16 protein-coding genes and 1 tRNA gene are annotated in these 13,694 nt (G+C 63.1%); 8 read left to right on the forward strand and 9 right to left on the reverse strand.

Annotated elements, in window-relative coordinates:
* Positions 1–14 precede the first annotated feature (14 nt).
* The 4 genes from ACSU04_RS00485 to ACSU04_RS00500 form a co-directional block, all read right to left on the reverse strand.
* Positions 15–356, reverse strand: a complete 342-nt coding sequence (locus tag ACSU04_RS00485) for a cupin domain-containing protein (protein ID WP_439288093.1) — start codon at positions 354–356, stop codon at positions 15–17.
* Positions 357–384: 28 nt separating this feature from the next.
* The gene (locus ACSU04_RS00490; protein ID WP_439288094.1) at positions 385–516 is read right to left on the reverse strand and encodes a putative transporter small subunit; all 132 of its coding nucleotides are present in this window, start codon (positions 514–516) and stop codon (positions 385–387) included.
* Positions 516–2,159: a sodium:solute symporter family protein gene (locus ACSU04_RS00495; RefSeq protein ID WP_439289391.1), complete on the reverse strand. Its 1,644-nt coding sequence runs from the start codon at positions 2,157–2,159 to the stop codon at positions 516–518. The genes ACSU04_RS00490 and ACSU04_RS00495 overlap by 1 nt, the downstream gene beginning before the upstream one ends.
* A gap of 460 nt (positions 2,160–2,619) precedes the next feature.
* On the reverse strand, positions 2,620–3,774 hold the full coding sequence (locus ACSU04_RS00500) for a calcium:proton antiporter (protein ID WP_439288095.1): 1,155 nt from the start codon (positions 3,772–3,774) through the stop codon (positions 2,620–2,622).
* 151 nt (positions 3,775–3,925) lie between these two features.
* On the opposite strand from ACSU04_RS00500, the gene ACSU04_RS00505 reads away from it, so the two are divergent.
* Positions 3,926–4,507 carry a hypothetical protein gene (locus ACSU04_RS00505; protein WP_439277934.1) on the forward strand — a complete coding sequence of 194 codons (582 nt, stop codon included), beginning with the start codon at positions 3,926–3,928 and terminating at the stop codon, positions 4,505–4,507.
* A gap of 53 nt (positions 4,508–4,560) precedes the next feature.
* Here the strand turns inward: ACSU04_RS00505 and ACSU04_RS00510 are convergent, their stop codons facing one another.
* Entirely contained in the window at positions 4,561–5,451 is an 891-nt protein-coding gene (locus ACSU04_RS00510; protein WP_439288096.1) for a hypothetical protein, read from the reverse strand.
* Between the two features lie 710 nt (positions 5,452–6,161).
* Here ACSU04_RS00510 and ACSU04_RS00515 point away from each other — a divergent pair.
* Positions 6,162–6,476: a transcriptional regulator gene (locus tag ACSU04_RS00515; RefSeq protein ID WP_439288097.1), complete on the forward strand. Its 315-nt coding sequence runs from the start codon at positions 6,162–6,164 to the stop codon at positions 6,474–6,476.
* Between the two features lie 213 nt (positions 6,477–6,689).
* The gene (locus ACSU04_RS00520) at positions 6,690–7,160 is read left to right on the forward strand and encodes a hypothetical protein (protein WP_439288098.1); all 471 of its coding nucleotides are present in this window, start codon (positions 6,690–6,692) and stop codon (positions 7,158–7,160) included.
* Here the strand turns inward: ACSU04_RS00520 and ACSU04_RS00525 are convergent.
* Together ACSU04_RS00525 and ACSU04_RS00530 are read right to left on the reverse strand one after the other, a co-directional pair.
* Positions 7,119–7,541, reverse strand: coding sequence for a GNAT family N-acetyltransferase (locus tag ACSU04_RS00525; protein ID WP_439288099.1), 423 nt, complete (start codon positions 7,539–7,541; stop codon positions 7,119–7,121). The genes ACSU04_RS00520 and ACSU04_RS00525 overlap by 42 nt on opposite strands.
* Positions 7,542–7,626: 85 nt before the next feature.
* Positions 7,627–7,944 (reverse strand): 2'-5' RNA ligase family protein, encoded by a 318-nt coding sequence (locus ACSU04_RS00530; protein ID WP_439288100.1) that lies wholly within the window; start codon positions 7,942–7,944, stop codon positions 7,627–7,629.
* A 111-nt stretch (positions 7,945–8,055) separates the two neighbouring features.
* Here ACSU04_RS00530 and ACSU04_RS00535 point away from each other — a divergent pair, with 111 nt between their 5' ends.
* On the forward strand, positions 8,056–9,288 hold the full coding sequence (locus ACSU04_RS00535; RefSeq protein ID WP_439288101.1) for a Fic family protein: 1,233 nt from the start codon (positions 8,056–8,058) through the stop codon (positions 9,286–9,288).
* 52 nt (positions 9,289–9,340) lie between these two features.
* Here the strand turns inward: ACSU04_RS00535 and ACSU04_RS00540 are convergent.
* Positions 9,341–9,416: transfer RNA gene (locus ACSU04_RS00540), tRNA-Ala, on the reverse strand.
* A 139-nt stretch (positions 9,417–9,555) separates the two neighbouring features.
* Between ACSU04_RS00540 and ACSU04_RS00545 the strand changes: the two genes are divergently transcribed.
* Complete coding sequence (locus tag ACSU04_RS00545) at positions 9,556–10,626, forward strand: NAD(P)-binding domain-containing protein (protein ID WP_439289392.1); 1,071 nt, start codon at positions 9,556–9,558, stop codon at positions 10,624–10,626.
* Here the strand turns inward: ACSU04_RS00545 and ACSU04_RS00550 are convergent.
* Positions 10,613–11,623, reverse strand: a complete 1,011-nt coding sequence (locus tag ACSU04_RS00550; RefSeq protein WP_439288102.1) for a DUF2804 domain-containing protein — start codon at positions 11,621–11,623, stop codon at positions 10,613–10,615. The genes ACSU04_RS00545 and ACSU04_RS00550 overlap by 14 nt on opposite strands.
* Before the next feature lie 50 nt (positions 11,624–11,673).
* Here ACSU04_RS00550 and ACSU04_RS00555 point away from each other — a divergent pair, with 50 nt between their 5' ends.
* The 3 genes from ACSU04_RS00555 to ACSU04_RS00565 are packed head-to-tail and all read left to right on the forward strand — an operon-like array spanning position 11,674 to position 13,680.
* A complete protein-coding gene (locus ACSU04_RS00555; RefSeq protein ID WP_439288103.1) occupies positions 11,674–12,465 on the forward strand; it encodes a hypothetical protein in 792 nt (263 codons plus the stop codon).
* The gene (locus tag ACSU04_RS00560; protein ID WP_439288104.1) at positions 12,462–12,992 is read left to right on the forward strand and encodes a hypothetical protein; all 531 of its coding nucleotides are present in this window, start codon (positions 12,462–12,464) and stop codon (positions 12,990–12,992) included. The genes ACSU04_RS00555 and ACSU04_RS00560 overlap by 4 nt, the downstream gene beginning before the upstream one ends.
* Positions 12,993–13,023: 31 nt before the next feature.
* A complete protein-coding gene (locus tag ACSU04_RS00565) occupies positions 13,024–13,680 on the forward strand; it encodes an SDR family oxidoreductase (RefSeq protein ID WP_439288105.1) in 657 nt (218 codons plus the stop codon).
* The last annotated feature ends 14 nt before the right edge of the window (positions 13,681–13,694 follow it).

Genomic DNA, 13,694 nt, shown 5'->3' on the forward strand with positions numbered 1-13,694 from the left:
TCTGAGCGACGTCTTTATTCTGTCGAGCGGCGCACCGTGAGCAGGAAGACGCTGTCGTCCCGCGCGCTGACGCTGTGCCGTTCGGGCGGAATCGGGATGATGTCACCGGCGCTCAGATCCCAGTGCCGATCCTGACCGCGAAGCTGCAGGTGCCCAGTCAGCACCTGCAGCGTCGCCTCGGGAGGACTGTCATGCTCGGGTAGTTCTTGATCGGCGAGGAGAGCCATGGCGGTCTGCCGCAGAATCGCCTCACGGCCGCCATATACGGTCTCCGCGGCGCGGCGCGCATGAGAGGCACGCGCCTTCGACAGCAGCTGTTCCTGCAGTGCAGGGAGATTGACGAGCATGTCGTTCATCATCGCACTCTCCGATCTCTGAGGGGAGTCAGATAATCTGACGACCCTCACGCTTCGCTTCGCGGGCGTCCTTCGTGAATGCCCGGATGATCACGGTAAGTACACCGATGACGACCACCGGCCACACGAGCACGTAGGCGGTGAGAAGGATGGTCTCCATCATGCGTCCTTTCCTGTGAGTGCGCCGCTTTCGGCGGCATCCGCGTCGTTCACGACATTCTCGGCTTCGGCGATGATCGCGGTCTCCGCGGTGTCGAAGTCGCCCGTGCGCTTCGCGATGAGTGCGAAGTCGAATCTCTTCGTCTTGTTCATCATCGTCAGCGCGACACAGACCAAGGTGCTGACGGCGTAAGCCACCAGCGAGCCCGACAGCACTGGGTAGGTGTGCAGGAATCCGATTCCGAACGGAGCCACCGCCACGGTGGAGACGATGCCGACCACCATCGCCACTCGGAGTCCGAAGAACCCGAACGACATCAGCGCCAGTACCACGCCCACACCGATCACAGCGAGGACGTCGCTGGCGATGCCCAAGCCTCCGGAAAGGTCGATCCACTCGAAGCGCACAGGCAGGAACACCGCGAGTGCCGCGACCACTGCCACGCTGAACGCGACGTTGGTGACGCGGTTCCAGTAGAAGCTCGCGATCACCGGGAACACGAGGGCTCCCCACATCGCCCCGACGAACACCAGCAGATCGAGGATGTTGAACTGCATCGTCGCGAAGCAGAGCGCAGCCACGGTGGCGCCGACCATGGTCAGGCGTCCCACGAGCAGCATCGTCTTCGGGTTGGCATTCTTCTTGCCGGCGATGTTCTGACCGTAGATGTCTGCCATCGCGATTGACGAGAGCGCCGTCATATCGGCATCCGCCGTTGACGACAGCGAGCCGATGATCATCACGAAGAACACACAGACCAGGACGGGCGGGAGGTAGGTCGCCGCCATCTGCGGGATCAGGTTGTTCACGTCTCCATTCATGGGCTCAATACCTGCGTACAGGGCGAGGACGCCCAGCATGCCGATGCCGATGATGGATGCGCCGTAGCCGAACGTCGCGGTGATGAACGTCTTCTTGATCAGGTCTTCTCGCACGGCGAACAGCCGCTGTGCGATGGTCTGGTTGCCGATCGCGTAGGCCAGCACGGCAGCGATATACGGCGCGCCCTGGTTGAAGAACGCGTCGGACGAGAAGAAGTCTCCCTGCTGCGGAGTCAGATTCTTTGCCCCAGTGACGAACAGGTCAGGGCCGCCGGCGGCGAAGAAGATCACCGGGACGATGATCGCCACAGCGCCCAGGATTGCCAGCACCTGTCCGAAGTCGGTGAGTACCGACGCGCGGAACCCGGACCACAGCGTGTATGCCAGTACACCGATCGCGATCGCGACGATGCCCTGCGTGAAGGTGAACGGCGACAGCATCGAGATGAGCGCGCCACCGGCGATCAGGTTGGAGGTGAGGCTGATGATGCTGCCGAGCACGTTGGAGCCCGCGAGCATGAGCTGGCTGGAGCGTCCGTGCCGGGCGAACATGACCTCGGCGATGGTGTGCGCCTTTGGCGCCACCTTGCGAATGCGACGGCCGAAGGGGTAGATGAGCAGAATCATCAACGCACCCCAGAGCCCGTAGTGGATGGGGCCGGAGATGCCGTAGGTGTATCCGGATGTCGCTGAAGCGTACATCGAGGATGCCCAGATCCACGTTGCGGTCATGGATGCGGCAGAGATGCCGAATCCGAGCTTTCCGCCGGCGGTCATATATCCATCGGCGTTCTCCTTCTTTCGGGAGATGCGGATGGACATGTACAGGCTGCCGCCGAAGAACAGCAGAATGAGCAGGACAACGATCGGTCCTGACAATATTTGGAGGTCTCCCACCGGGTGTTCTCACTTTCTCGTCTTTGATGCGGCAGAAGCCGCTGGTCGAAAAGAGAAAGTGCGCGCTAAGTGGGAGAGAAGTAAGCGGTGAGAGTGATGGACATTTGAGGCATTGGTGCTGTCAGCATGACGGTGAACGAACCTGGATCACTGAGGTGCATGGCAGCACACAGACGAGAGACCCGGGGTGCGACTCCTTTCAGTTCGAGTGTTTTCGGGGCGCGCCAAACTACGGTGCATCCTCGAGGGAAGTAGATCGGTTGCGTCCGCGCGCAGTCGGGCGCACGTTTCGCGTGAGAGCGCGCAAGCGCTCCCTGCTCATGCGGACACGAGCATCCTTTCCACCATAGCAAGCTCTCAGGGAAGACCCGACCAACGGTGAAAATCAGCTAAACAGCACGATTGCGTAGACGGCAAAGAGGGCGAGGTGAGTCGCGCCATGCACCGCGGTCACTCTCTTCGCGGCGAACGTGGTCACGGACAGCAGCAGCGTCGCGCCGAGCATGAGGAGGTTCGCGGGAGACTCGGCCAAGATTACGGTCTGGTCCGTGAACATGCCGATGATGAGAACCGCCGGGATGGTGAGTCCGACGGTCGAGACGAGGGCGCCGTGGCAGAGGTTGTTCACCCGTTGGGCCTCGCCACCCAGCGCTGCCCGCACGGCGGTGATGGATTCGGGGAGGAACACGATGGCGGCGATGAGGACGCCGGCGAGTGCAGCCGGCGCACCGATGCGGCCGAGCCCGTCATCCAGGAGGGCTGCCATATCGTGCGACAACAGCACGATCGGGATGACGGTGATCACGAGCAGGGTGAGTCGGACGATCACCTCGATGCGGTGCGCGCGGATCACCTGCCGGATGCCGTGCGCTTCTGGTGCCGTTGTCACAGGATGCTGCGGTCGAGGTGTGATCCGTTCGTCGACCTCAACGAAGTCGCCTGCCTGCGATCCCATCTGTCGGAACAGGAAGAACGCGTAGAGCGCGAGAGTGAGAACGATGATCGGGAGTTGCTGTGCCGGTGTGTACGAGCCGTTCTCACCGATGAGAGCAGGCAGGGCGAACGCGAGCGCTACAAGTACGACGAGCATCGCGAGATACGCCGAGGTGCCGGTTCTGTTGTGAGCCAAACCTCGGTGACGGATGCCGCCGACGAGCAGGGCGAGCCCGACGACGAGGTTCAGGATGATCATCGTCACCGCCATGACGGAGTCGCGGGCGATCGTGGCATGCTCGCCGGGGCCGAGCATGACCGCCGAGATGAGGATCACCTCGATGAGCACGATCGAGAGGGTGAGCACCAGCGAACCGTACGGATCGCCGAGTCGATGGGCGAGTGCTTCTGCCTGCTTCACGACGCCGAATGCGCAGACCAGGATCACGGCGATGATCACGACGAGCACGATGATCAGCAGCGGCGCCGGGACCGGTGCTCCGAGCAGCGGGCGGACGAGCAGCAGCGCACCGAACGCGCCCCAGCCGAGCGCGATACGGACGATGTCGGATGCTCCGACCAGGTGTTTCAGATCTGTGGGGGACATCACGGGCTCCTTGGTGGGGCCGTCCCCTCGTGATGCAATTGCCGAAGGTCGTCCTTCGAAGTCATTGAGTATTGAGGGTAGCAAAAGGATGATGTTGACGCGCTCAACTTGTGCTCCCGAGTAGGACTCCGTTGCCCATAGGGTGAGGGTTATGCGGCATCTGCAGAGTCTCGTTCTCTTATCGGTCACCACGGTGCTGCTCGCGGGGTGCGCGACCGCCGTTTCCGGAGCGGAAAGTTCCGGCGAGCCATCGGCAGTGCCATCGGCATCGGACTTCGACCCGGCTCTCGACACAGCGGCCGCCGCGAAGGCTGACTCATGGCTTGAGGGCGCGGTTCTGCCCGCCGCTGCTGTGCGCGTAGAAGAGAGCGGGCAGGCGACACTGCCTTCTTTCTACTCCTATCAAGGCTGGCCGTGCTCGCCGATGGAGATTCGCACCGGTTACTGGACTGTCGAGGGCGCCGACCTCGTCGAGACGGCGAACTGGCTTAAGGAGCACCCGACCGCGGACCTGATCGTAACGGTCCCGACGCTGATCGCCGAGGGCACACAGACCGACGCCGTCACGCTGGGGAACGCTTCGGATTTCGACTCGCTCGAAGGTATTGCTTATTCGGTAGTGCGCACCGATCACGGTGTTGCGATCCGTGCCGAGATCGGTGTGTTCACCGAGACGACCGTTTGCCCGTCACTTCCGCCTGGGCACTCCTACGGCGGCCCCGGGCAGGGCTGAATCGGTCGGCCGGGCGCTTCGATGTTTTATCCCTGTAACTTCGATGCTGTCCTCTATGCGGGCATGCCGTCGTAGCCGGTGGGGGTGACCCACACGTGGGCGGTAACTACCTTTCGCCCGCTCTCCTGGGCGTTGCGTAGAGACGCGAAGTTGTCGGGATGGATGTGCCCCCACAGCACGTCGTCGGCACTCGCAGGCACTTCTCGGCAAAGCCGCTGCAAGGTAGCGACGCCCAACCGGTGTCCTCTGTGTGCAGAATCAAGGACAATCTCCTGCATGCAAAAGCCAGCGAGACCGTAGGCGTCATTACGCTCAGCCGCCACGACGCCTGCCGAGGTGCCGTTGACGAGAATCTCGAAGAGAAGGCCCTCCTCAGCGGCGTCCTCGAGAGCGTCGGCGTCGGCCGGCGTGGCCCACTGATCGAGTTGCGGCCGTGCTCGCCTCAGCTCGTCATAGATCGCTGCGACACGTTTTTCCGCTTCCTCAGCATCGCAAGGTACGAGCGAAACATCGTCGTACCGGCTGGCTAGCGGCTGCTCAAGCATTTCCGCCACCGGGCGCCCCACGATAAGCAGATCCGGCGTAGCTCGTCCGGCATCCACATCCGAAGCAGTAAGCGCTCGAAGTCCCAGCTCCGGATCAGGCAGGTTGACTCGCAAGCACAGCGGAGAGAACGCGCTGAACTGCGGCAAGACCTCGCCGAGAGCGGCAAGACCCGAGGGCTCTGGAGGGAGCGATGTTGCGATTATGTCCACGAAGGGCTTCTCGACGTCACGACCCCGAAACCGGATTCCAGCGATGGCCCAATGCCCATCCGCCAGCTCGACCCGTCTGTTCGCCCACGCCAGCGGATCCGGGACGGGAAGCTGAACCATATCCCGGATCTGGCCACCCCACTCAGCATCTCCCACGAGAGCGAGGCTGGGCTCAAGCCAATGTGTCAAGTTATCCCGCCACGTTGGTGACCAGTTCTTGATCTCTGAGGAGGTCCATTTTTCGGCAGCTTTTAGCACATCGGGGTTTTTCATCAGGGGGAGCCTATCGTGCGCACGCGAAGCTGCGACTAGTCGCACACCGCGGTATGTCAGCGAGCGACTGGGGATGTACTCTCGAAAAGTGACTTTCTAAAAGTGTAAATCAGATATAGACTTTCAATTATGGAAAACGATTCTTCGCCGGACTCTCCGCTTCCCCCGTCGCAGCCAACATCCGCGCAAGCACGCGAGGCGCTAAGCGCCCTCGACGCTGATGGTAAGAGCTTGTCTCAACGGGTGGTCACTCCCTGGTGGTACCACACGGCGCTTGGATTGATCGTGGCCCTGCTAGTGGGATCGCAGGCCTTCTCGGGCCCAGCGCCAATTATGGTGGTGGCCCTCAGCATTGTGGCCATTCCAGTTCTCACCATGACCTACAGCAGTCGCTATGGAGTGACGATCACCCAGCCGGCAGGACCGCGCAGTAGGCGTCTGCTCTTGGTGACGCTAGGGGTAGCCCTTCTGGCGTTCCTAGCAGGGATTGCAATTAAGGTCGTCGGCGCCAACCCGTGGTGGGTTGCCATTCCCGCGGTTGTTGCATTCACTGTCACTCTCATCTTGGGTCGTCGATACGACGACGCCCTCCGGGACGAGATTGCCGGCACGAGAGACCAGACGCGATGAGCGCCAAGATCATTCCTATGTTCAACGAGGTGATTCACTCTCCGACGCGCCTCCGTATCTGCGGACTGCTGCGGCGCGTGGCGGAACTGGAATTTGGGGTGATTCGTGACGCCCTTGAGATCACTGACGTCAATCTGTCGAGAAACCTCAAGATACTCGGTGAAGCGGGCCTCGTCGCCGTCAGAAAAGAAAGCTCGCCCCTCCGTGCGGATGCCCGAAAACTTACGTGGATAGCGATCACGCCAGACGGCAGTCGCGCTCTGGAAGGCCACCTCGCCGCTCTCGCCAGCATCGCGGATGGCGACGTCTGAGGGAGCTCCAGGTCGAGTGCAGTAGCAGCGGAAGATAGCGTGGGATCATGTATGTCGTTATCGACGCGAGCGACACTTTGGTCCGTCTCGGGGAAGTGGCGGTCTGGTCATTCGCTCTGGAGGCGTGGGGGCGAATGCGCTCAAGCTTCTACCGAGCCAGAGGCCCTATCCCGATTCGCGCGACACGCTGGGGTGTCGGTGCAGGAACTGGAGGTGGCCGAGCGGATCAGCGGCCCCGATGGCATCTTCTCGAAGGGCGCACTGCCGGCCACCGAGAATCAGCTCGCTCGGACGATTCGGATACTAGAAGCCCAGAGCCTAGAAACGCTCGCCTTGCTGGATGCGGCGACTGACGCCGAACTTGACGCGGAGGACTCAGCAATTGCGCAGCCGATGTGGATGCCGTGGCGCACGCCGCGGACGATTCTGCGCCACATCGCCGACACAGAGGCGCGGACGTATCCGCGCTGGTGCGGGCTGCCTCAGCTGGAACCAGTGGACGATCTCAGCGAGGAACTCGGCCGCTCCGCAAAGCACATCCATGAGGTGATCCTCGACATGCCACGCTCGTTCAAAACGACGCATCGGCACGTGACATGGACACCAGTGAAACTCCTACGACGCTTGGCCTACCACGAGCGCCTAGAACTGGTCTTTCTCCGTCGTCGACTCCACGTCCGCTGAGTTACCCGATTTGCGGCCATCAACTCCCAACTGGGCGAGGGTCGGTTCTGCGCCTCGGACGGAGATTGACCAATCAGGCCGCACGAACGACGTCTTCTCGAGGCGCACGCGTTGCTCGTCAACTGCTTCGCCTGCGCGCGGAGCGACGCGCGTCACACCGTTGAGCTCGTAACCGAGCTTCCTTGAGACGTTGAGGGATGCGTCGTTCCAACGCGCGGCACCCGACTCGGCCCACTCCGCGCCGAGGGCATCGAAAGCGAACAACAGCAGCGCCGCACGCATCTCAGTCCCTAGACCACGACCATGCACCGACTTCGGAAGCCACGACCCCGTGTTTACGGTGCGTCGATTAGAAGATCTGCGGGAGTAGCATCGGTCCACGGGACGCCGAAAGGTGTGTGTTCCGGATCATGCACGCCGTCCAGCGCGGCTTGCGCTAGTCCGGGCAGGTTGGGGAGGCAACCCGTCATGAGAGCGGGAAACGCGACGCTTCGCGCCACCGGCCGTGTGGGCCCTCGACGAGGAGGACGACGGCAGATGCTGTGCCGCTCAGTGGCAGCTCGGCGCCGACAACTCGCTCAGCGTCTTGCAACTCTTCATAGCCAGCGGAGTCGCCAACTGTGGCATGAGGCACGGATGCATCGTGCAACCCTCCGTAAGGGGGGTAAACCGGGAACGCGCGCGTGACTGCTGAAGTGAGCTCAATAAACGGGGTGGGCGATTCTGGCGCGAGCCAAAGCGCTTCCTGGCCGAACCATCCAATGATCAACGCTGTCCGGGACATGTCTCGATGCTAAGCGAGGCCATTCCTTCAAACGATAGTATCTAGTCCTATAGTTTCACTTAGTGGCGATAAGTGATAGTATAGCTTGACAAACTATCGGTTGGAGATGCGATGGCGCAGTTGGCGATGCCGTGGCCAGCCTGTGACAAGCAGTCGGTCAGCTGGGCAACGAACCCGGACCAGCGCAATCTGGCCGGACGGCGACCTTCTAAGCGCGACCGCGAGCTGACCCAGGTTGACGTCGAGGTGCCCGCCTTCATCGCCGACGAACCGCTGCCGCTCAGCCAGAATGCCGCTCTAGCCAGTGAGGAAGCAGTTCGAGCCATCGCCGCGCTCGACGGCCGGGCGAGCGACCTCGGCGGACTGAGCGACCTGCTGGCTCGAACCGAGACCGTGGCCTCTTCGAAAGTGGAGCACATCTACGCTGACATCCAGGATATCGCTCGTGCTTCCATCGGTGGAGAGGCAGGGGAGCAGGCCCGGCGCACGGTGGCGGCCTCGGCCGCAATGCGCGCGCTTGTCGATAGTGCAGCAGTAGGCCACATCACTGGGGAGGCGCTGCTGACCGCTCACGATCAGCTGCTGACCGGTGACCTCCTTGAGGGCGGCTTCGCGGGGCGATATCGGATGCAGCAGAACTGGATTGGCGGCAGCGACTTCTCACCCCTGGACGCGGCGCACATCCCACCGCCGCCGCTCATGGTCCAGCCGCTCATGGACGACATGCTGAGGTTCGTAGCGCGTGATGACATCAGTGCCATCGGGCAGGCTGCCGTCGCACACGGGCAGTTCGAGGCCATCCACCCCTTCACAGATGGGAACGGGCGAGTCGGCCGAGCGCTCATCGGTGCCGTTCTCCGTCGCCGCGGCATCTCCCGCTCCGCGACCGTACCCATCGCTGCTGCGATGCTCGCCGACGTCGACATTTACTTCGAACACCTACGCAGCTACCGTCACGGCGACGCGCAAGGGCTAGTCGAGTACGTCGCCAGGTCGGCACACACCGCAGCCATCGCTTCTCTCGCAAGCGCGGACCGTCTCGCGGCGTTGCCCGATGAATGGCGAGAGCGGGTCAGGCCTCGGCGGGGGTCCTCCGCGGCCACCCTTCTGAACAAGCTCGCCATCAGACCTGTCCTTGACGCGAGCATAGCCACCGCTGCCACTGGTTCGACGTTGGCGCGCACGTACGACGCGCTTGACCAACTGACCGAGGCAGGTGTCTTGGAGGAAATTACCGGGCATAGCCGTAACCGCGTCTGGCTGGCCGTGGACATCATGGATGAGCTCGGTGAACTGGAGCAGCGCATCGGCCTGCGGTCGAAGCCGTCCTCGAAGTGGCAGTGACGGGCTATAAACCCAAATAGAAGAAGCCCCCGGTTTCCCGGAGGCTTCTTTTTGGTGGATCTGAGGGGACTCGAACCCCTGACCCCCTGCATGCCATGCAGGTGCGCTACCAGCTGCGCCACAGACCCATATTCATGCCCCGGATGAACGAGGCAACTTGAAAAGAATACAACATTCGAAGCGACGTCCGCCAATCGAGCACCGCGCCCGGGTGTTTCATCGGGGCGGAGTAGGAACATTGTCGTGGATGTATGCGTTGTGATGGATATGGAGATCGTGCAGAGCGTCGTCATCGGCGCAGGGCAGGCGGGTCTGTCGACCTCGTACCACCTGAAGCGACTGGGCATCGATCACCTGGTCCTCGACGCCAACGATGCTCCGGGCGGGGCGTGGCAGCACCGGTGGGACGCGCTCACCATGGCCGACGTGCACGGCGTCGCCGAGCTCCCCGATGCGCAGCCACCGGCCCGTGACAGCAAGCGGGCGAACGAGTCGGTTCCGGCATCCTTCGCCGACTACGAGCACGAACATGCCCTTCCGATCATCCGACCCGTGCATGTCGATCGTGTCACCGACGACGGTGACCTCCTTGTGGTGCATGCGGGAGAGCGCGAATGGCACACCCGCACGCTCGTCAACGCCACCGGCACCTGGACCCAGCCGTTCCTGCCCCATTACCCGGGCATGGAGACCTTCGTCGGCGAACAGTTGCACACGATCGACTATCCGGGTCCCGAGCATTTTCGAGGCAAGCGGGTGCTCGTCGTGGGCGGAGGCGCATCCGCTGTGCAGTTTCTCGGTGTCCTCGCCCCGATTACGGACACGCTCTGGGCCACCCGTCGCGAACCGGTCTGGCGTGATGACGAGTTTGATCCCGAAGCCGGAGCCGCTGCCGTCGCCCTCGTCGAGCAGCGAGTCGCGCAGGGGCTGCCGCCGCAGAGCGTGGTCAGCGTCACCGGACTCATGCTGCGTCCACAGGAGCGGGAGGCCGAGCGACTCGGTGCCTACGCTGACCGTCGCCCGATGTTCCAGCGCATCGAGGCGGATGGCGTGCGCTGGGCGGATGGTTCCTTCGAGCAGGTCGATGTGATCCTCTGGGCGACCGGCTTCCGCCCCGCGATCGGACACCTCGCACCTTTGCACCTGCGCAGCGACGCAGGGGGCATTCAACTCGATCGCAATGGACGCGGAACAACCGCGGTCAAGGACTCGCGCATTCAGCTCGTCGGCTACGGACCTTCTGCCAGCACGATTGGCGCCAACCGTGCGGGCCGCACGGCGGCGAAGGGCGTACGGCGGGCGCTCGAGACAGCAATGGCCAGCGTCACCACCGGTTGAGGACGTCCTCGGCCCAGCCTTCAATCCCGTCGACCGTGACGCGCTCGTCTGCGGCATCCAGCACCCATCCGCTCCAGGTGCCGAACAACTGATCTGTGCGTGTGGAGATCACCAGCACATTGGTTCGCGAATGCTTGTTGTAGAACGGTGTGAACGTCAGATCCGCCCGTTCACCGTGAATGTGCCAGGGCTTCATCCAATCGGACGAGTCGTAGTCCCAGACCAACTCTTCACTAATCTTCGACAGGCGCCCATCGACGACGACGGCGTTCTCGGTCGCGCCTGATCCATCGGTCCATTTCGACCCAAGCTGCAGCCCGATCACGCGTCCATCGACGATGCCGCTGCTGGCGGCCCAGTTCCACCACACCTGATACGGCCAACGTCCGCGCCCATGGTCGAGCACGGCCCAGCTGCCCTCAGGCAGGTGGTGCGCTGTGCCATCGATCGTGAGAGTCCCGTGGGCAGGCCGTGCGACGTCCTTGACCGTGTACTGGAACCGACGGATGCTGTCGCCTCGCCGCCACGGCACGACAACGCCCATCGACTCATGACCGGCAGGCCGATCCGCAATGATGTCGAAGGACACTCGTGGCGCCGTACCGCGCAGCCGTGTGGCGCCCTCGATCTCGTCGATGTCGAGAGATACCTTCTTGGTGCGCGCTCGAGCAGGTCCATCGCCCAGCGATGCCGGCAATGTTGCACTGCGCCCGCCAGGGGAGAGGACCGTGGCGTCGACCGCTTCTCCGGTGGCCCGGTCAAGCACCCACACAGAATGCAGTGACAGATAGTCGATGCACGAGACCGTGAGCGAGACGATGTGGGTGGGCGTCATGACGCCCCAGTACTCCCACCGCTTGTTCCGGCCCCAGTGGCCGTGACCCGGGATTGCGGAGGTGTCATGCAGTGGGGTGCGTGTCCACCCGAGCGCGGCGGGGTTCAGCCCGCCGTCAGCATCGGTGAGTGACACGCGCTCGGTGATCTCACGCTCGAACATGAGGCGATTCTACGGTGCACACCGCTGCGTCAGCCGTATACCCTGGACGCATGATCCGCGCGCTGTTCACGATCATCTGGTTCCTGTTGTCGGTCTGGTTGCTGATCTGGGTGGGCGAGAGTCTGTTCGGCATAGACCAGCAGCAGTCGATCCTTCCCTTCCACAGCGATGACCCGCTGACCGCACCGATCATCATCGGTATCAGTTGGGGCCTCATCTTGACGATCGCGGGGGCGGCGTCTGCGTTCGGTCGCCGTTCGACGCTGCGTGGCGACACGGAGATCGGTGTCGGGGTGATCGTGGACCTCGTCCGCGGCAGCATGCGCGTGAATGACCTGCCGCAGTTCGACATCTACGTCCGAGTCACCGCAGCCGACGGGGCGGAGTTCATCAGTCACATGCGTCGCACGCTCGAGCCCGCCGAAGAAGCGATGCTTCAGGTGGGTATGCCGCTGCCCGTGCATTACAGCGTGACCGATCCTGACGTGGTCACGCTCGCCGACATGACCGACCTCGTCGTGCGGGACGCGATGCTCGACTGGCGCATCCGCCGCGGTCTGATCGATCCTCGGCAGGTCCGGGCACGCACCTCAGGCATCCAAGTATCGGCTTCGGTTCTCAGCGTGCGTCCTACCGGTACGCGCCGGGAAGGGCAGAGCGAGCTCGCGCTGCGTGTGCTGGTGACCCCGGATGGTCAGTCGAGCTGGGAGACCGACACCACGGTGTTCGTCTATCCGGACGCGATCTCACGGTTGCAGGTCGGCTCGCCCGTGTGGGCGATGTATCGGCGTGAGGATCCACACACGATTGCCGTCACGATCGAGCAGGAGGTCGGTCGATGAACCTGCTCGATTCGCTCGTTTGGCTGGTCAACTTCCCGGTCACGCACGGCTACGCGATCACCTTCATTGCCGCGTTCTCGGTGGTCGGATGCTTCATGCTGGCCGCGCGTTCCCAGAAGGTCTCTGTCGCATTGGCCGACATCCGCGAACGCGAAGGGCTCCCGAGCGCGTCGCAGGGGCGTCCGGGATTGGAGGTGCTGTGGCGAATCCGACGCATCGTCTTCGGAGTGCTGGGGGTTGTGATGCTCGGATCTCTTGTTCTCGGCATCCTCGCCACCATCGGTGTACCGCTCACCCGTGGCTACATCCATGCCAACGGAGTTCCGACCACGGGCGAAGTCGACGGCGGATGGGTCAGCTTCACCTCTAACGCCGGTGTCGAGTACACCCTGCGCAACGACTCGTTCACACCGTCGGTGCATCCGGACACACGCTCATACGTAGGATCGGGCGAACAGGTGGTCATCCGCTACCTTCCCTCGCACCCGCAGGCCTACGTCATCGACACCACTCAATCGCCGCAGTAACAGGCGTCCTGTCATAAGCAAGGAGTTCACCATGTCCCGCATCATCGTCTTTGGCGGCCACGGCCGCATCGCACTTCTGCTCGCTCCGCTGCTCGTCGCTCGTGGCGACGAAGTCACCGCGGTCATCCGCAACCCAGACCACGTCGCCGACGTGGAAGCAGGCGGCGCCACTGCTCTCGTCGCCGATGTCGAAACACTGGATGCGGCGGCGCTCGCCGAGGTCATCCGCGGTCACGACGCCGTCGTGTGGTCGGCGGGTGCGGGTGGTGGGTCCCCCGAGCGCACGTACGCGGTCGACCGTGACGCGGCCATCCGCACAATGGATGCTGCTGCGCTCGCCGGCGTTCACCGCTACGTGATGGTCTCCTGGCTCGGTTCCACGGCGGACCACGGTGTTGCGCCTGAGGATTCCTTCTTCGCGTACGCCGATGCGAAGTGGGCGGCCGACGAGCATCTGCGCGGCACTGACCTCGAGGGCACCATCCTCGGCCCCGGCACCCTCACATTCGAGGATCCGACCGGCCGCATCGAGTTGGATGCACCGGATACCGGTGCCGTCTCTCGCGCCGATGTCGCAGCGGTGATTGCCGCAACTCTGCACGAGCCGCTCACCATCGGACGCACTGTCCGATTCGGAAACGGCACCTCCGAGTCATCCGAGGAGATCGCGAAGGCGCTCACGCGCTGAGCTTCCTATCCCAC

This window comes from Microbacterium sp. A84 (assembly GCF_051842815.1).
Lineage (GTDB): Bacteria > Actinomycetota > Actinomycetes > Actinomycetales > Microbacteriaceae > Microbacterium.